The 16472-nt window shown below is 36.9% G+C and carries 18 protein-coding genes; 9 read left to right on the plus strand and 9 right to left on the minus strand.

What is annotated here, in order from left to right:
• The first annotated feature begins 13 nt into the window (after positions 1 to 13).
• The 3 genes from eat to AC0C45_RS17545 all read left to right on the plus strand — a co-directional run bounded on the left by eat (position 14) and on the right by AC0C45_RS17545 (position 3677).
• Complete coding sequence (gene eat, locus AC0C45_RS17535) at positions 14 to 1363, plus strand: ethanolamine permease (RefSeq protein ID WP_472928380.1); 1350 nt, start codon at positions 14 to 16, stop codon at positions 1361 to 1363.
• 140 nt (positions 1364 to 1503) lie between these two features.
• Positions 1504 to 2436 (plus strand): TcaA NTF2-like domain-containing protein, encoded by a 933-nt coding sequence (locus AC0C45_RS17540; RefSeq protein ID WP_472928382.1) that lies wholly within the window; start codon positions 1504 to 1506, stop codon positions 2434 to 2436.
• A gap of 47 nt (positions 2437 to 2483) precedes the next feature.
• A complete protein-coding gene (locus tag AC0C45_RS17545; RefSeq protein WP_047932043.1) occupies positions 2484 to 3677 on the plus strand; it encodes a TcaA NTF2-like domain-containing protein in 1194 nt (397 codons plus the stop codon).
• A 53-nt stretch (positions 3678 to 3730) separates the two neighbouring features.
• Here AC0C45_RS17545 and AC0C45_RS17550 read toward each other — a convergent pair whose 3' ends face one another.
• Together AC0C45_RS17550 and AC0C45_RS17555 are read right to left on the minus strand one after the other, a co-directional pair.
• On the minus strand, positions 3731 to 4183 hold the full coding sequence (locus AC0C45_RS17550; RefSeq protein WP_237892318.1) for a DUF3231 family protein: 453 nt from the start codon (positions 4181 to 4183) through the stop codon (positions 3731 to 3733).
• A complete protein-coding gene (locus AC0C45_RS17555; protein WP_280168486.1) occupies positions 4153 to 4611 on the minus strand; it encodes a DUF3231 family protein in 459 nt (152 codons plus the stop codon). The genes AC0C45_RS17550 and AC0C45_RS17555 overlap by 31 nt, the downstream gene beginning before the upstream one ends.
• Before the next feature lie 320 nt (positions 4612 to 4931).
• On the opposite strand from AC0C45_RS17555, the gene AC0C45_RS17560 reads away from it, so the two are divergent.
• Positions 4932 to 6014, plus strand: coding sequence for a tyrosine-type recombinase/integrase (locus tag AC0C45_RS17560; protein ID WP_472928385.1), 1083 nt, complete (start codon positions 4932 to 4934; stop codon positions 6012 to 6014).
• Positions 6015 to 6155: 141 nt separating this feature from the next.
• Complete coding sequence (locus tag AC0C45_RS17565; RefSeq protein ID WP_013083346.1) at positions 6156 to 6590, plus strand: hypothetical protein; 435 nt, start codon at positions 6156 to 6158, stop codon at positions 6588 to 6590.
• Positions 6591 to 6626: 36 nt separating this feature from the next.
• Here the strand turns inward: AC0C45_RS17565 and AC0C45_RS17570 are convergent, their stop codons facing one another.
• Complete coding sequence (locus tag AC0C45_RS17570) at positions 6627 to 7079, minus strand: MarR family winged helix-turn-helix transcriptional regulator (protein ID WP_237892314.1); 453 nt, start codon at positions 7077 to 7079, stop codon at positions 6627 to 6629.
• A 194-nt stretch (positions 7080 to 7273) separates the two neighbouring features.
• Between AC0C45_RS17570 and AC0C45_RS17575 the strand changes: the two genes are divergently transcribed.
• Both AC0C45_RS17575 and AC0C45_RS17580 read left to right on the plus strand, forming a co-directional pair.
• Positions 7274 to 8062: an HAD family hydrolase gene (locus AC0C45_RS17575; protein ID WP_237892313.1), complete on the plus strand. Its 789-nt coding sequence runs from the start codon at positions 7274 to 7276 to the stop codon at positions 8060 to 8062.
• A gap of 400 nt (positions 8063 to 8462) precedes the next feature.
• Entirely contained in the window at positions 8463 to 8918 is a 456-nt protein-coding gene (locus AC0C45_RS17580; protein ID WP_280168484.1) for a hypothetical protein, read from the plus strand.
• A 146-nt stretch (positions 8919 to 9064) separates the two neighbouring features.
• Here the strand turns inward: AC0C45_RS17580 and AC0C45_RS17585 are convergent, their stop codons facing one another.
• The 3 genes from AC0C45_RS17585 to AC0C45_RS17595 all read right to left on the minus strand — a co-directional run bounded on the left by AC0C45_RS17585 (position 9065) and on the right by AC0C45_RS17595 (position 12429).
• Positions 9065 to 10345: an Nramp family divalent metal transporter gene (locus tag AC0C45_RS17585; protein ID WP_013057219.1), complete on the minus strand. Its 1281-nt coding sequence runs from the start codon at positions 10343 to 10345 to the stop codon at positions 9065 to 9067.
• A gap of 156 nt (positions 10346 to 10501) precedes the next feature.
• Complete coding sequence (locus tag AC0C45_RS17590; protein ID WP_472928388.1) at positions 10502 to 11431, minus strand: PD-(D/E)XK nuclease family protein; 930 nt, start codon at positions 11429 to 11431, stop codon at positions 10502 to 10504.
• Positions 11432 to 11934: 503 nt separating this feature from the next.
• A complete protein-coding gene (locus AC0C45_RS17595; protein ID WP_237892312.1) occupies positions 11935 to 12429 on the minus strand; it encodes a hypothetical protein in 495 nt (164 codons plus the stop codon).
• 416 nt (positions 12430 to 12845) lie between these two features.
• Between AC0C45_RS17595 and AC0C45_RS17600 the strand changes: the two genes are divergently transcribed.
• Positions 12846 to 13346, plus strand: a complete 501-nt coding sequence (locus tag AC0C45_RS17600) for a GNAT family N-acetyltransferase (RefSeq protein WP_237892311.1) — start codon at positions 12846 to 12848, stop codon at positions 13344 to 13346.
• A 34-nt stretch (positions 13347 to 13380) separates the two neighbouring features.
• On the opposite strand, the gene uraH is transcribed toward AC0C45_RS17600, so the two are convergent.
• The 3 genes from uraH to AC0C45_RS17615 are packed head-to-tail and all read right to left on the minus strand — an operon-like array spanning position 13381 to position 15596.
• Positions 13381 to 13737 (minus strand): hydroxyisourate hydrolase, encoded by a 357-nt coding sequence (gene uraH, locus AC0C45_RS17605; RefSeq protein ID WP_013057215.1) that lies wholly within the window; start codon positions 13735 to 13737, stop codon positions 13381 to 13383.
• A complete protein-coding gene (gene uraD / locus AC0C45_RS17610; protein WP_171777183.1) occupies positions 13734 to 14261 on the minus strand; it encodes a 2-oxo-4-hydroxy-4-carboxy-5-ureidoimidazoline decarboxylase in 528 nt (175 codons plus the stop codon). Before uraD ends, uraH begins: the two co-directional genes overlap by 4 nt.
• Positions 14262 to 14273: 12 nt before the next feature.
• Complete coding sequence (locus tag AC0C45_RS17615; protein WP_257062475.1) at positions 14274 to 15596, minus strand: nucleobase:cation symporter-2 family protein; 1323 nt, start codon at positions 15594 to 15596, stop codon at positions 14274 to 14276.
• Between the two features lie 269 nt (positions 15597 to 15865).
• Between AC0C45_RS17615 and AC0C45_RS17620 the strand changes: the two genes are divergently transcribed.
• The gene (locus AC0C45_RS17620) at positions 15866 to 16453 is read left to right on the plus strand and encodes a lysophospholipid acyltransferase family protein (protein ID WP_047932051.1); all 588 of its coding nucleotides are present in this window, start codon (positions 15866 to 15868) and stop codon (positions 16451 to 16453) included.
• Positions 16454 to 16472 lie beyond the last annotated feature (19 nt).

Below are 16472 nucleotides of genomic sequence, written 5' to 3' on the forward strand. Positions count from 1 at the left end.
AGGAGGAGAACGTATGGCGTTACAAAAACAATTAAAACCTATTCATTTATGGGCTATTTCAGTGGGCATGGTTATTTCAGGACAATACTTTGGGTGGAATTACGGGTTTGAACAAGGCGGGATTATTGGGCTTGCAATTGCAACCTTAATTGTAACTTTGTTTTACACAACGTTTATGTTCAGTTATGCAGAGCTTTCAACATCTATCCCGCAAGCTGGTGGACCTTCAGCTTATGCAAGAAGAGCACTTGGACCTTTTGGGGGATATATCGCAGGAATTGCCTGCTTGCTTGAATTTATTTTTGCTCCTCCTGCTATTGCAGTGTCAACAGGAGCATACCTGCATTTTCTTATCCCAGCAGTTAACCCTGTATATGCAACGGTAGGTGCCTTTATTTTCTTTGTTTTATTAAATTTAATCGGGGTAAAAGAAGTAGCGGTGATTGAGCTTACAGCTACCATTGTTGCACTAATTGGTTTATCTATTTTTTATGTAGCTGGTTTGCCTCATGTACAAACATCGAACATTTTTAATGATTATTCATTTATTAACGGGCCAACAGGGGTACTAGCAGCTATTCCATTCGCTGTTTGGTTTTATCTGGCAATAGAAGGAGGAGCAATGGCAGCGGAAGAAGTGGAAAATCCTAAGAAAAACATTCCTAAAGGATTTATTGGAGCGATTATTACTCTAGCAACCGCAACGTTGTTTACACTATTTGTAACAGCAGGACTTGGCGGAGGAAGCGGGAAGCTAGCTGATTATCCACTTCCACAGGCGCTGTCTTCTGTATACGGAAACGGCATTTCAACGGTTGTTGCTATTATTGGATTATTCGGATTAATTGCTAGTTTAAATGGAATCATCATGGGGTTTTCAAGACAAACCTACGCGCTTGCACGAGATGGTTACTTTCCTAAATTTCTTGCCAAAACGAATAAAAAAGGAGTTCCTGTCGGCGGTTTGTTGATTCCAGGAGCAATCGGTGTGATTTGTGCTGGATCTGCCACGTTTGCCAATGCTCTTATTATCTTGTCTGTATTCGGAGCAATGATGATGTACTGCATCAGTTTAGTTTCTCTTTTTATTTTACGCAAAAAAGAACCTAACCTGTCTCGTCCTTTTAAAGTAAATTACCCGGTAGTGCCAAGCGTTGCCTTAGTATTAGGGATTCTGTGCTTATACAGCATTATAAAATACAGTGTTCTTACAACAAATTTAATGCTGTTTGGTGTTTCTCTACCTTTAATGTACGTGATTCTTGGAATTTTCCTTCTTTCAATTATTTACTATGTCTTTTATGGCTCTAGACAGCTCAAAAAAGAAGCAGCCAATTTATGTCAAGAAGCATCCATTAAATAGGAAGAAAAACGGCTCGCTGTAAAGGCAAGCCGTTTTTCTTGTGAAATTAAAGGGTTGAGCGTTTTTTTGTAGAATGATATACTAGGTCTGTTTGTTGGAAGAATATACATACATTTATATTAGATAAAGAAGGGGCAATTATGATGAACAAACGTAATACAATCATTATCACGGTTGTTTCATCTATTCTGTTATCAGCCTGTCAGCAAGAAGAAACATTAAAAGACGGAAATACAATGATAGTAGAAAAAGATGCAAAAAAAGTACTAAACGAACCAAAAACACAGGTAGAAAGCATTCAATCGATTGATTTAAATAAAGAAGCAATGAGCGGGAAATTTATTACAGCCTGGATGACTGATTACTTTTCAGCGTTTGGAAAAGCAGTGGATCAAAACTCTTTTGATGATTTAAAAGCTTTTTTGAAAGCGGACAGTTCTTTTTATAAAGAGCAAAACCTTCTTGTTGAAAATTTCACACGCCAAGGCATCGAGCAGAAGAAGCAAACGTTTCATATTGTCAATTGGTATGAAGAACCTAACCATGTGTTCAAAATACAAACCCACGAGGAAAGCTTATTAAAACAGCCGGGTAAAGATCCTTATACTAAAATTTGTGACCGCCTTTATACAGCCGTTTATCAAAACGATACGTTAAAGTTATCGAGTGTAGAACCATTTGACTTTTCATCTAAACCAAATGCAAGCACTGAAACTCCCACTACACAAACAACAGATTTACACGACTACGATGGAAAATGGACCACTGGCAATGATAACGGATCTCCTATCATTCAATTTCTTGCTACATCAAACTCGGAAGCAACGATTAAAATAAATTCGTACCAGCCACCTAGCAAAATCCGCGTGTCAACCGTTGAACCAAAAAATATTCGCTTCGAAAATAACCAAGCAGCCATTGAATATGAAAATGATGGACAAGGAAACAAAGGAACCATTGTCATTACGCTCAAAGAAAATTCCATTTCATTACTTGCTAAAACAGATCAAAATAAAAAGGCAAAGTGGGGAATTCCAAGCGGTGATTACGTGCTCGATACGTTTGAGAATTAAAGATCATTTTAAAAACAGACTAAATTCGGCATTGAGGAGGACACCTTATGCATAAAAAAAAATGGACGATTGCATTCGTTCTACTGCTGCTAATGGTTTTGACGGCCTGTGAAGAAAAAGAAACAGTTAAGTTATCCAAACCAACCGAACCTTCCTCAGATGAAGTGATCCCAAAAGATCAAGCTAAGTCATCTCTTCCGCCTGATCTTTTATCAGAAAAAAAAGCAGAAAAAACTGCGGTTGAGACGATGAACAAAATTTCAAGTACCTATAAAGAATTAGGCGAAGAGTACGAATGGGAAAATGAATCTAACCCTGCTGATTATGAAACGCTAAAAAAAGCGTTAACGCCATACGCAACTTCATCTTTAATTGCAACAAAGCTAAAAAGTATTTCTACTAATTATTACTGCAAAGAATGCAATATGAGCTTTTTTCCTGATGTAACTCATCTTATTCGATTTGAACTTATTAACAATCACGCTGGACAATTTTCGGTCTCGGCTATTGAGCCAATTAGTAAAGAAGGAAGCGGCGGACTGACCATTTACATGAATTTTAAATACGTTAATAAGCACTGGAAATTAAACGAATGGGATGAAGTTACCTATCATCAAAAATACCTCAACATTACGGCCGATGAATATATCAAATACGTAAAGTCAATTAATCCTTCTAGTGATATTTCGTATCAAGGTGAATCTACCCGCACAAATGAAAAAGGCGAAAAGGAAGAAATCTTCGTTTTCAAAGAGAATAATAAAACGTATGCCATCAGCAAAAATAGTTCTCAGCGAATCGACGATTTTAAAGAAGGTGAAAAAGAAAAAGAAGAGGCGGAAGAAAAAGATTTTAATTTAAAAAACATCCAAAAAGTTGACCAAGAAACAGCGGATATTTTCATTGAACATTATTTACGAGATTTAACAAAGTCCATTAACACGAATAAATTTGAACACGTACAGCCTTATATCCAGCGGGATAGTGTTTTGTGGAATGATCAAAAGCAGCTTGTGAAAATGCTGTACGAAAGAGACATTCGAGAAGAACTCGTTGATTATTCGGTATTAGACGTGGAATCTGTGAGTGAAGAAGAGAACGAAGCGGTCTATACAATTCAAACGAAAGAAGTCATTTCAATTACAACGAACGGTCAAAGTCAGGAAAAAGAGTATTATCGAACCTATACCGTTTCCTACAGCAATAAACAGCTGCACCTGACTAAAATTGAATCACTTTAAAAAACATCACGCAGAGCGTGATGTTTTTTATTTATAGATAAGTTCGCAGGATATCAAGATAATTCTTTCCGATCATCTGCTCTTGGCAGTTTTTCGATCCATCCCTTTTTGATCATTATTCGCCCAAAGGAAGAGATGGTTTTTAAATCCCTTAAAATAGAAGCATCACAATGTCCGGCTACGTCTATTCTCATACTAGTTATCATAGCTGCAGCATAATATGTAGTAGCTAAATGAAACAAAAATCCTGCATGAAATACCATTAGTTTATCAGAAAAAGGGGCTACGTCAGAATTTATAATTTCAGCATCCATCAAGCGTGGAGACTGCAGGTTTTCTTGTTGAAGTAAGGAAGAAAAAATGTTTATATTCTTACTGGCTGTGCGCAAACATTCCTCCATAAAGCTATGGATATCTTTATCTTTCGTTACTTGTTTGAAGCCATTCACAAGCGCTTTAGCTGCGATACTCTTTTTTAAGTTAAAATAAATATTTCCAGCTTCCATATAAGAATTTCAATAGATTTATTATAATGGTCCATCGCATCAATATTGCATTGATAATAATGGTCACGTATATCTTTGTGTGCTGAAACACTCAAAGATATACTATATCCAGCTAATCCATGCATGGTCATTTCGTGTATATATACTAACCAAAAGGTGTCCGTAAACAAAGGAGGAGCATCTAGATTTACACCTTTATCAGTAAAGCCAATCGGTAAATCTAATTTTTCAGCTTTAAAAATATCTCTAAGCACGTGCAAATGTTTTTCAGCCAGTTCTAAAGTAAATTCAAAAAGAGAATAAACCTCAGAATCTTTAACCTTTGCTAACACATATTTACTAATACAAACAGACATGGTGTCTTGGATGTATTGTGCCCATAAACTTGTAATTTCTGATGACGTCAATCTATTTTTCTGATTATCCACATTCGGCACCTCCAATTATTACTTAAACTCCTACTAGTGTTCCTAAAACATTCAAAATCCTTTAATTAACTAACGCAAGATAACTCTTCCTTATCAAGCGTTCATATGATAAAGTAGAGAAATAAGCAGAAAATAGAATTTAGTTTACATATAATGGATTTTTTTATTAAAGTCTTTAAAAACAGGCTTTTTAAATTGAGTTTTGAGAGGTTTTTAAAAACTTTTAATGGCATTTGTTGCGAATTGATAAAAAATCTTTATATTCCATTCTGGATCATTTGAAAGGGATACCTTTGTTTTTAATCATTAGGAGGGGTAAAATGGAAGAATTTGAATTGTCGCCTGTGAAAAATTCGTTTCGCCAGCTAAAAGAGCAGTGGGAAGAGGCAGAGCTATTAGATGAAGATAACAATTTGAATTTGAAGCACGTTTCAGATGAAGAGTTTATTCAGCTCTTTTTTTCAATGCGGATTATCAAAAAATCACTTTCTCCTCATACGATCAGATCTTACAATCAAGACATGAAAACGATTCTGTCTTTTTTCTACGAACGAGAGATTACATTAAAATCGATTGGATTTATGGAAGTCAAATTATTTAATGAAGAAATGATGAATCAATATGCCAATCGCACCGCTGCAAGAAAGCTAGAATTTTTTAGAAGAATGCTAGAGTTTGGACACGTTACTCATTTTTATCCTTCGCTGTATACGACGTGGATTGAAAAACCATCTATTGCAAAAGGACATTACAGCGACAAGGAAAAACAAAATCGCACCGAGTACCGAGAGCTAACCGACCGGGAAGCCCAGGTGATTGTAAATGCGTTAGAATCAGTCGTGCGCATTCGTCAGCATGAAAAGGAATTCAAAGCGCGCAATCGCTTAATGGGAATGCTTTTGTATATGAGTGGAATGCGTTCAAGTGAACTGCTGAGTTTAAATTGGGGAAGCTTCCGCGAAGACTGCCGCGGAAATTTGGTTGTAGATGTGATTGGTAAAGGAAAAAAAGAACGAACGATTCCTGTGTTTGATGATGTGAAAGAAACGCTTTTCACTTACCGGCAAGCGTTAAATGAAAGTACTGAACTAAGTCCTTTTGACACCGACCCGCTTTTTTACTCCATTAAAGAGTACTATCGTACCGGCGAAAGGAAGCGATTATCCTATACAACGTTGTATCGAACGATTAAATCAGCTGTTTATAAAGTAAAAGGAAACGCGTCTATTTCTCCTCATTGGTTTCGTCATACCTTTATTACAAACAGTTTAGCTAATGACGTTCCGCTTGCGGTTGTGAAGCAAGTAGTAGGGCATTCTTCTATTGCTACAACGAACGTTTATCTTGAAAAACTTCAAGAAGATACGGTATACGACGCGTTTCGAAAATCGGGTTATCGCTAATTACTTATAATATTTTTATGTAAACTAAAAAACATATATTTTCATTTTTACTGCTTATGCGTATGAAATAAGTTGTATAAATGAATAAGTTACTTTTCCTACAATATAATGGTAGAAAGTCGATAAAGGAGGGAGCTACCTATGACGGCTAAACATCCGCTTCACTACCATTTCGGAGAAGTAACGGAGCTTTTTCATTACATATACGAAGTTTGTGAAACAGCAGGAATTTATATTGACTGGAGCGGAACAGCCCAAACCGTTCAGCTATATCGAAGCAAAGAATCTTTTTTATCCGGAGAACGCTACATCGGAGCGATTCAGTATGAGGGAAGCAATCAGTTTCAAAAAAGATGGCCTTCTACCGTCAGTTTGAGATTTCGACGTGCGAACTTGTCGTTTATTTTAAAATATTGTTTAGAACAAATTGAAGACTACCGCAAAGACACGAACAAAGAACCCTTCATTAATCCAAATGCAGAATCCATCGCGTTTAAATTTACCTCTTTAACAGATGAAACCAAACAAGTGATTTCAAAAATCAAAGAAGTGCTATGCATCGCCAACTACGTTTAAAACCCCGCAGAATGTTAGCTGTGGGGTTTTGGGTATTTAACGCAGGTCTTCTGCGTCTTGAAGCAATTGTTCGGCGCGGTATTCAAGTTTTTGTAAAGTGTCGGTATAAATCTTTACCTGCTGCTCGTTTAGCTGAGATGTTAATTCGGAAAATACCTGTTCTACAGCAGGCGTCACTTCTGTTTTTAAACGCAGGCCGTCTTCTGTTATTTGAATAAAAAACGAGCGGCGATCTTCTAGGTTTCTAACACGCTGAATCCAATTTTGTTTTTCTAGTAAATCTAAAATTTTAGTCAGCGTCGCTTGATCTTTATCTGCTCGCTCAGCTAATTGCTTCTGTGTACTATATTCAGCTTCTGATACGCGTTTTAAAACGGTCCACTGTTCTGGTGTAATCCCAAAAGGGCGCAAGCGTGCGGCAACTACTCTGCTTAAGCGCTTACTTGTACGAACGGTGGGAATGCCGAACATTTCTTCTAACGATTCCATATAAAACCTCCTGCATATATACAGTGATTATATCAGCTGTTTTTATTTCTGTAAATTTGTTTGTAAAGAGGACGCTTTATAAAAATAAATTTACAGAATAAATTGCAAATACACTAGACTTATTGTGTGTATCCTTGTAATCTAGTGTAAGAATAGTTAAACTTTTTCAAAAACAGTAGGGGGTACACACATCCATGATTAAAGCGGTATTTTTCGACTTAGATGACACGCTACTTTGGGATCAAAAAAGCGTAAAAGAAGCATTCGTTGCAACATGTACATATGCAAGTGAGAAATATAATTTAAAACCTGAAGAACTAGAAGAAGCGGTGCGTAAGGAAGCAAGAGAATTATATGCTTCGTATGAAACCTATGAGTTTACGCAAATGATTGGCATTAATCCATTTGAAGGATTATGGGGAAATTTTTTCGACGATCATGATGAATTCCGCAAAATGAAAGATATTGTTCCTACTTATCGCAAAGAAGCTTGGACTCGAGGTCTTCGTGCCCTAGGAATTCACGATGATGCTTTTGGAGCAGAGCTAGCTGAGCGTTTTCCATTAGAGCGCCGCAAAACACCTTTTGTATACGAAGAAACGTTTGAAGTGCTTGATCAATTAAAAGGAAAGTACAAGCTGCTGCTGTTAACAAACGGTTCACCTGACTTACAAAATACCAAATTGGATATTACATCAGAACTAGTTCCATATTTTGATGAGATTGTGATTTCAGGTGCATTTGGCCGCGGTAAACCTGATCCGTCTATTTTCGACCATGCTTTATCACTTATGGATTTAAAGAAAGATGAAGTGATTATGGTTGGAGATAATTTAATGACAGATATACTGGGTTCTTCTCGCGTTGGAATGAAATCTGTATGGATTAATCGTCACGATAAAGAGCGAAATGAAGTTATTCCTACTTATGAAATTACCCATTTAAGTGAACTGCATTCAATTTTAGATGAACTAAATTCATAATACGAACAAACAAAAAAGAGGCGGAAATCGTCTCTTTTTGTTATAGAGCGGATGTGTTTAAGTTTGAAGAAGCCAAACAAGTTTATTAATTACATACAAAAAAAACGCCTGTCTTTTGTTTTATAGAAAAAGAAGACGTTTCTTATAAAACCATCTTGTTTCTCATAGAAAGAGCAAACGATACTTACTACAACCCCTGAATAAAAAGAAGGAATTTACAAGGGAAGTGGAGCAAACGATAGACACAAAAAGAAAAAGAGAATAGACATAAAGCGCGTTAGTGTAGTCAAGTTCAAAAAGAACGTGTATCATTGTAACTGCTGGTAACAAAAGATAGACATAAAATATAAATAAAAAAGTTATGAGAAAGGAAAAGGTGCGTACATCACGTTAAAGACATATGAATCATAATAATACAAAAACAACTACTGAATTTAGTAATAAAAAAATAAACATGCATTTAAATAGAAAGCTATCAGCGGCTATTATAGCTATGGTTCTTTTCGCTTTGCTTTTTTGTTTTATACCAGGTATAAAAGAGTCAATTCCCAATTTTTCTATTAAAAAAACCAGTCCGCATTTCGTTGATTTATTTCCTTTATACCTGGTATTTTTTACACCCTTCTTTTTAATAATGGGGACTTTAGGCACGGTGATCGTTGATTTATTAGTCAGTGCGTTTGTAAAAGACCGTAGTAAAAAAATTGATTTTATCATGTCATTCATATTCCACGCCATTTTTGGGTTGTTAATGTTTGAATTCGGAATGATAGGCGTCATTCTTATTTTTATTGTTGATCGTATTCTTTTAATCCGTAAAAAAACTACTCTTATTTATATCCACTGGGTTGCTTAGTACTGTCGGCCATTATTGGAACTCTCGTCTACTTCATTTTTACTATCGTTTAATAAAAAAATAACAAAAAAGAGACCCGATTGTTAGACTATACCTAACTTTTTAGGGTCTCTTTTTTGTTTTTTCTTGAAAGTTTGATTTATTTACTATGCTATCGTTTGATAAATCAAAAAGATATTTAAACAAATGACTAATGCAGCTATCACCCAAGCTACAGTAGTTGTTGCTTTATGATTAACCAACCCGCCCATGATTTTTTTGTTGCTTGTAAACATGATAAGAGGAACAAGCGCAAATGCAATTCCGAACGATAAAATAACTTGACTGACAACTAGTGCACTTGTTGGATTTACGCCAAACCCGATAATCAAAAGCGGCGGAATAATTGTAATGAACCGGCGAAGATATAAAGGAATTCTGCGTTTAATAAATCCTTGCATGATGACATCTCCAGACATTGTTCCGACCGAAGAACTTGAAAGTCCTGAAGATAATAATCCGACTCCAAACGCAATAGCTGCAAAGGGACCAATTAAATGTTCAAATTGTGTAAAAGCCACGTCCAAATCTTGCACGTTTAGTCCGTTTTTAAAGAATAGAGCGGCTGCGACAATCAGCATGCTTGCATTAATTGCACCAGCGATAATCATAGCAATCACAATATCAATAAATTCAAAGCGGAAAATCGCTTTTTTCTCCGATTCTGTAGTTCCTACCACGCGGCGCTGCGTAAGAGCTGAGTGCAAATAAATCGCGTGTGGCATAACTGTAGCACCTAAAATCCCAGAAGCTAGCAGCACGCTGTCTGTTCCGTGAAACTGAGGGACAAATAAGCCGTGGACAACACTTGCGCCGTCTGGATGCGCAAGAAACATTTGAGTCCCAAAAGCTAATACCACAATAAAAACCATCGCCGCAATCGCTGCTTCTAGCAGTCGAACACCTCGTCTTTGTAACTCTAAAATAGCAAAAGAACCTACCGCTGCGATAAGTGCAGCTGGGAACAAAGGAATATGAAATAATAAATAAATTCCAAGAGCAGCCCCAATAAATTCTGCTAAATCCGTCGCCATAATGACCAATTCTCCTTGGATCCAAAGTCCAAAAGAAACGAAGGACGGGAAGTGTTCCTGTGCTATCTCGGGTAAATTCAAGCCCGTTGCAATCCCTAATTTAGCTGATAACGATTGAATTAAGACAGCCATTAAGTTAGAAATTAATACAACCCAAAGCAGCATGTATCCGTATTGAGAGCCTGCTGCAATGTTAGTAGCAAAATTACCTGGGTCGATATAAGCAACCGCTGCGATAAAAGCAGGCCCTAAGAAAGGCAATAATCGCTTAATTCCTTTTGTTTTACCCGACAATACGTCTTGAGCACTTAGCTGCATAGCCGATAATGCTTTACTGCCGTTTTGATCTTTCATGTCTAGTGCTCCTTTCTTTGATGAACAATAAATAGCCCAAGCTAATTTTTTTATATGAAGTATAAAATGTTTCCTTAATGCAAATTATATGCTAGCAAAGGTTCCTTTGACAATAAAAAAGTTTAGCAAAAAATATAGATCATCTTCAGCTGTTTTTTATCCCGTTTGGCACAATTCTTTAAATGCACAGCCGTGACAGGAGGCAGGCGTATCTGTTTGAGGGAAATGCTCAAGCGGAAGAGGCTGATTTACCTCTAAGTCTTCCAAAAAATTTTTCATATAATCAATACTTGTATCAACTTGCTGAAGAACAGCTTCAATTTCATGAAGAGTAAGCTGATACGTACGCGCACTGCCTGAAAGCAAGTATTCGTTTCGGACTTTTATCTGATCAACGGAAATATTATATTCGGCTAGCACGTAGAGGGCGTATATCGCCAGTTGAAACAAATCATCTTTTGTTTGTTTACTTGTTTTCCAATCAACAATCGTAAATTCGTCTGTGACTGGATTTTTAAAAAGAGAATGAAAAGGCGCATATACTTTATGATCATACACATTTATAGAACGAAACGACTGATGAGGCTCCACTTCTAAAAAAGGTGAAGATACGATGTCGCCAAACGATCTACTTTGTAAAAAGTGATGTATACAAATGTGTACCCGTTTTTGCATGTCTTTAAGATCTTTTTTAGAAATATAGCCGTTTTCGTAGAATTCTAAAAGCATCTTATACTGAGCAGGCTTATGATACCAAAGCTCTCCATAGTCAGTAGAATCACGCAGTGCGTTATTTAGTAGCTGCTGCGCTTTCTCCGTTAAGTTCTGTTCATCCGGGACAATCTGTGTAGAGGTATAGTCAGAAATGGCCTCTGTAATCACTTGACGAACGGCTTGTCCGGCGTACATAGATAAAGTGGAAACCTTTTTTAGACGATAAGCGCTCTGAGACTGAGCAGAAGCGCTGTCAAGCCATCCGTTATGTGAGACATAATAATGATATGCATACTTTCGTTTGCATTGTGTGACCATTTTATGCCTGGAGTATGACCATGAAAATTCAGGGAAATCAGTGATTTGAAACAAGCTATTCACATCCTTTTTCAAAAACTGCGCATAGGTTGGTCTATTAGTATATTCGTACTTGAGTTAAAATAGACTAAAAATGTAGAGAGTGAATAGCTATGCATGCATATTATTTTGTGGATTCTCGCGAAATATGTATAAATAGAAAAAAACTATTTAAAAATTGATTGCTTTTTTCTGTGGCGGATGTTATATTAATAAAGCGATGAGCTAATTTGTGTAAGTCGAAGGACATGCTTTCGAGCTAAACGTGTGAATGTGGTCACACGGTCCCCGCCACAAACGCATCAAAGACGTCCTGCGTGGACGTCTTTTTCATTTTATAAAAAAGAGAGCGCTATGGCTCTCTTTTTTGTGGGATTATTTTCCGAAAAAGTTAAGGGCTGTTATTTGAATGCTTTCACTATGTTTTTAATACTTCTTTTTATTCCACACATCGTTTCCTGCTTGCAACAAGAGTTTTCTTATCCGATTTTCTCGACCAAACGTAAATATATAAAAACTTACTGTATTTGCACATTTGCCGCATATTGCATTGTTCCTCTTGTAGAGTTAATCGCAATATCAACAACGTACAAACCTTGATTTTCAGGAACCTTAAATTCATTATTTTTGACAAACAGCTTGGTTTTTTCACCGTTATCTCTCCATATATGCACACTCACACTACGAATATAAGCACCGTCTAAGTTCGAAAAATGGAGCTTAACCAATTGTTGCTGCTTCAATGGGATACTTTTTTGCTGCAATATGTATGTATATAAATCATATACATTTATTTCTTTTTTTGTTGTTGAACGGCCGTTTGACCAGTTAATAGAACCTTTGTGAAGGTGATAGGTATGTTCGTTGACCGCAAGCGCAGCTTCAGGTTTGTTTTGATCGTATTCTTCCTCTAGAAAGAAAGCACTGTTCTTAAGTAAAAGTAAGAAGAACACCATAACAGCTCCTAGACCGCTTAAGGCATATACACCACATTTTGTGGGTTGTACTTTCATAATAAATTCCTTTCACAGACCAATAATTAAGGAGGATATGTACATAAAATTTCCACTTTTTCTATTTTAAACGATTACAAGTAAAATTACATTTATTGCTTTCTTTCTTCATAAAAAACAGGATAATAGTCATGTGTTTTCTACAAAAGGTCTCCTTAGATCCAATTCAAACCTACAGAAAAGGAAGATAATTGGAAATTAGAAGAGGGAATCTAAAAAATTTACAGAAGTTGATAAGTGATTTAAAATTATACAGAGGAAAAAAGCATTTCAAAAAAAGGGAGATTAGTAGGTTTTTTATTCTACTTCGGCTTCTTAAAAAGTCGTATTTTTCGTAAGAAACTGTAAAGCTATATTTTATAATGGTGAACCAATACATATACAAACAAAAGGGACACACAAAAAGGGGGATCAGCATGCAAATTAGAGAACTAGAATTACATGATGCTGCAAACTTTGTAGATTTGCTTAAACAAATTGAAGAAGAAAGTAAGTTTATGCTGTTTGAAAGCGGAGAGCGAAAGCTGAGCACAGATCAGCAGGAGAAAAACATCGAAATCTTTAAGCAGCAGCCAAACTCTACGATTATTGTAGCAGAAGAAAACGAGATGCTTGTGGGATATATAGCGGCAACAGGGGGGGAAGCTAACCGAAACGCTCACATCGCTTCTCTAACATTAGGTATTCGAAAGACGTTTCAAAATCAAGGGATTGGGACAGCTTTAATCGGTACACTTGAAGAATGGGCGAGAGAACACCATATTCATCGTCTTGAACTTACAGTCGCTATACAGCATGAAAAGGCTCTTTCTTTATATGACAAAGTAGGATTTGAAATTGAAGGAACAAAAAAACATTCACTGCGAATTGGCGGTTTGTTCATTGATGAGTACTATATGTCTAAATTGCTGAACTAAAAAAGAAACGACGTTTAAAGACGCCGTTTCTTTTTTAGCTTCCTCTATAAATTTGGTATCCCCACGGTGACACAAGCAAAGGGACGTGATAATGTTCTTGTTCAGAAGACAATCCGACTCGAACAGAAACTTGATTTAAAAAGGGCGGATTTGTTGTTTGGACCTCTTGTTTTTTATAATATTCCCCGATATGAAACAGAAGTTCATAATCTCCTGATTCAAACGCTTCAGAAGAGAAGAGCGGAGTTACTAATCTTCCGTCTTCATTTGTAGTACCGTGTGAAATTTTTATTCGTTTACTTTCCGACTGTATATGATAAAAATCAACTTTGACAAAAGCAGCCGGACATCCGTGGGTAAGATCTAAAATATGCGTCGTGATTTTAGTCATGCTCGTTTCTTTATCTCCTTATTTTCAGTGATTTTATCAGTTAAGCGAAAGAAAGCAATTTTATATACTTCTTCTAACGCTGTATCAAACTCCGTTTGCTCGGTATTTAGTAAACGACTTTGCATTGCCTCGTATATATCTTCTTTTTGTTTACCTCGTACTGCCAAAATAAAAGGAAACGGAAACTTCTCCATATACGTTCCATTAAGAGAAGAAAACTGTTCATACTCATCTTGCGTTAAGTTTTGTAAGCCTGCTTTGGTTTGTTCTTCAGTAGAAGCAGATGTCATGGCAATATTTTCACCTAGATTCGGATGAGCTTGCAGCAGCTTCAGCTGTTTTTCTACAGACGCTTGCGCTACAATTTCTTTCATCGTGCCGTGAAGTTGTTCAACGGAAGAGAAAGGGCCTTTAGAATAAGCCTCTTCTGCAACCCAAGGTGAATGCTCAAATATATCACCAACTAGTGAAACAAAATGCTGCTTGCTAAGCTGATTTACATACTGCACAGATACGTTATTCATACTACACCGCCTTTATTTTGTTTCTGAATAATCTGTCTTCTCTAAAGAGACAGAAGGTACTTTTCGTTCAATTGATGTGTTAAAAAAGAGATTTAATAAAATGGCAGCTAAACTTCCCGTAATAACTCCATCGCTTACAATTACGCGCAAAGCATTTGGGAGCTGAGCGAATAAATCAGGTACCACCGTTACACCAAGGCCGAGTGAAAGAGAGCACGCAATAATCAGCAAATTTTCTTGTTTGGACAAATCAACAGCACTTAGCATTTTGATGCCTGATGAAATAACTAAACCAAACAACACGACCATTGCTCCTCCTAAAACAGGGGTGGGAATAATGGTTGTAAAAGCAGCTATTTTCGGAACAAGCCCCAGTAATACGAGAATGAAGCCGGCTACTACCACTACATTTTTGGTTTTTACTTTCGATAATTGAACCAGTCCTACATTCTGAGCGAATGTATTGTAAGGGAAAGCATTAAATAGCCCTCCAAGGACAATGGCGATTCCTTCTGCACGGTAGCCTTTTGTAAAATCCTTTTCCGTTAATTCCCGATCACACAGCTTTCCTAACGCTAAAAATACGCCTGTAGACTCAATAATAATGACCAAGCATACGAGAATCATTGTTAAGATGGGCCCGATTTCAAAAGTGGGCATCCCAAAATAAAAAGGAGTGGGAACGTGCAGCCAAGAAGCTTCATTAAAATTAGTAAAATCAACTTTTCCCATTAATATAGCGGCTATTGTTCCGCCTACAATTCCAATCAACACAGAAAGAGAACGAAGAAAACCGCTGAAAAATCGATTTAAAATTAAAATAAGCGCTAGAACACCAAAAGAAAGAAGAAGATTAGAAAGAGAACCAAAATCTTTGCTTCCCACTCCTCCTGCCATATTTCGGACAGCGGATGGTACAAGTGATAAACCAATCATCGTCACAACCGTTCCGGTGACAACGGGAGGGAAAAATTTAATAATTTTGCCTAAAAAATTTGCTGCCAGTACGATGAAAATACCACCGGCAATAATCGCTCCGTAAACAGCGCTAATTCCATATTGAGTTCCAATTGAAATCATAGGAGTCACCGCTACAAATGAGCTTCCGAGTACAACAGGAAGACCAATACCAAACCACCTGTTCGTCCATGCCTGCAGCAGCGTAGCTAGTCCGCATGTTAGTAAATCAATGGCCACAAGATAGGATAAGTCATGAGCATTTAAATTCAATGCGCGCCCCACCATCAGCGGAACGAGAATGGCACCCGCATACATAGCAAGTACGTGCTGTAATCCCAATGAAGCTAGTCGAAACGGTCGATTTTGGTTATTCACCTAAAAACCTCCTTTAATTATATCACATGTAATGTTAATAAATATTACATTTAGAACGATACATTAATAGTAAAGTGTTTTTTAAGGGATGTCATTAGTCAAGTTGACCAAAAACAGAGGTTTCAATATCTACTTTTTTACAATATATATAGAAGCAGGTAAGCTATTGTGTAAAAAGATGTTACATTTATCTTTTGATACCAGATATTAATATCAAGTGATATAATTTTGTATATATTTTCAAATAATAGAGAGAAGAGGAAACATTTATGTATAATGTCGCGGCTCACACATGTAAATTTTTATTGAAAAGGAGAGGGAAGCTCCACGTAAGGAACAGAGAGTATCTGCCAATGGATACAGGCTTTGTGATCGCTTGTTCGCATAAGGGATGGGTAGACGTTGTAGCGCTTGGTGCGGCTGTTTTGCCTCACCAAATTCATTTTATGGCAAAAAAGGAGCTTTTTAATCATATACTCACTAGTAATGTATTAAAAAAACTCAACGCATTCCCAGTAGATCGTAACAACCCGGGACCCAGCAGCATTAAAATACCTATTAAATTAGCAAAAGAAGGACATATCGTCGGGATTTTCCCTAGCGGCACGCGAACAGAGGAAGACGTTCCCTTAAAAAAAGGAGCAGTCACTATAGCGAGCATGGCAAAGGTTCCTATTGTACCCGCAGTTTACAAAGGACCTGCAAATGTAAAAGAACTATTTTCAAAGGGTCCTCTTGTTATCTCCTTTGGAAAACCTATCTACCTTGGAGAAGATAAACTGACAAAAGATCGCCTTGCCGACGTGTCAAACCATTTAACATCTTCAATTCGTGCGTTAGAGGAAACAGCAAGATAACTTCATAGCGGAGGTGCAC

Source organism: Priestia sp. VA7, from assembly GCF_055710015.1.

What these genes read in the sequence shown, in the direction of transcription:
- AC0C45_RS17550 (WP_237892318.1), bottom strand. Translation starts at nt 4,183, where the DNA reads ATGGAAGCTGGAAATATTTATTTTAACTTAAAAAAGAGTATCGCAGCT.
- AC0C45_RS17565 (WP_013083346.1), top strand. Translation starts at nt 6,156, where the DNA reads ATGACGGCTAAACATCCGCTTCACTACCATTTCGGAGAAGTAACGGAG.
- AC0C45_RS17560 (WP_472928385.1), top strand. Translation starts at nt 4,932, where the DNA reads ATGGAAGAATTTGAATTGTCGCCTGTGAAAAATTCGTTTCGCCAGCTA.
- AC0C45_RS17575 (WP_237892313.1), top strand. Translation starts at nt 7,274, where the DNA reads ATGATTAAAGCGGTATTTTTCGACTTAGATGACACGCTACTTTGGGAT.
- AC0C45_RS17595 (WP_237892312.1), bottom strand. Translation starts at nt 12,429, where the DNA reads ATGAAAGTACAACCCACAAAATGTGGTGTATATGCCTTAAGCGGTCTA.
- uraH (WP_013057215.1), bottom strand. Translation starts at nt 13,737, where the DNA reads ATGACTAAAATCACGACGCATATTTTAGATCTTACCCACGGATGTCCG.
- eat (WP_472928380.1), top strand. Translation starts at nt 14, where the DNA reads ATGGCGTTACAAAAACAATTAAAACCTATTCATTTATGGGCTATTTCA.
- AC0C45_RS17580 (WP_280168484.1), top strand. Translation starts at nt 8,463, where the DNA reads ATGAATCATAATAATACAAAAACAACTACTGAATTTAGTAATAAAAAA.
- AC0C45_RS17600 (WP_237892311.1), top strand. Translation starts at nt 12,846, where the DNA reads ATGCAAATTAGAGAACTAGAATTACATGATGCTGCAAACTTTGTAGAT.
- AC0C45_RS17570 (WP_237892314.1), bottom strand. Translation starts at nt 7,079, where the DNA reads ATGGAATCGTTAGAAGAAATGTTCGGCATTCCCACCGTTCGTACAAGT.
- uraD (WP_171777183.1), bottom strand. Translation starts at nt 14,261, where the DNA reads ATGAATAACGTATCTGTGCAGTATGTAAATCAGCTTAGCAAGCAGCAT.
- AC0C45_RS17545 (WP_047932043.1), top strand. Translation starts at nt 2,484, where the DNA reads ATGCATAAAAAAAAATGGACGATTGCATTCGTTCTACTGCTGCTAATG.
- AC0C45_RS17540 (WP_472928382.1), top strand. Translation starts at nt 1,504, where the DNA reads ATGATGAACAAACGTAATACAATCATTATCACGGTTGTTTCATCTATT.
- AC0C45_RS17620 (WP_047932051.1), top strand. Translation starts at nt 15,866, where the DNA reads ATGTATAATGTCGCGGCTCACACATGTAAATTTTTATTGAAAAGGAGA.
- AC0C45_RS17585 (WP_013057219.1), bottom strand. Translation starts at nt 10,345, where the DNA reads ATGAAAGATCAAAACGGCAGTAAAGCATTATCGGCTATGCAGCTAAGT.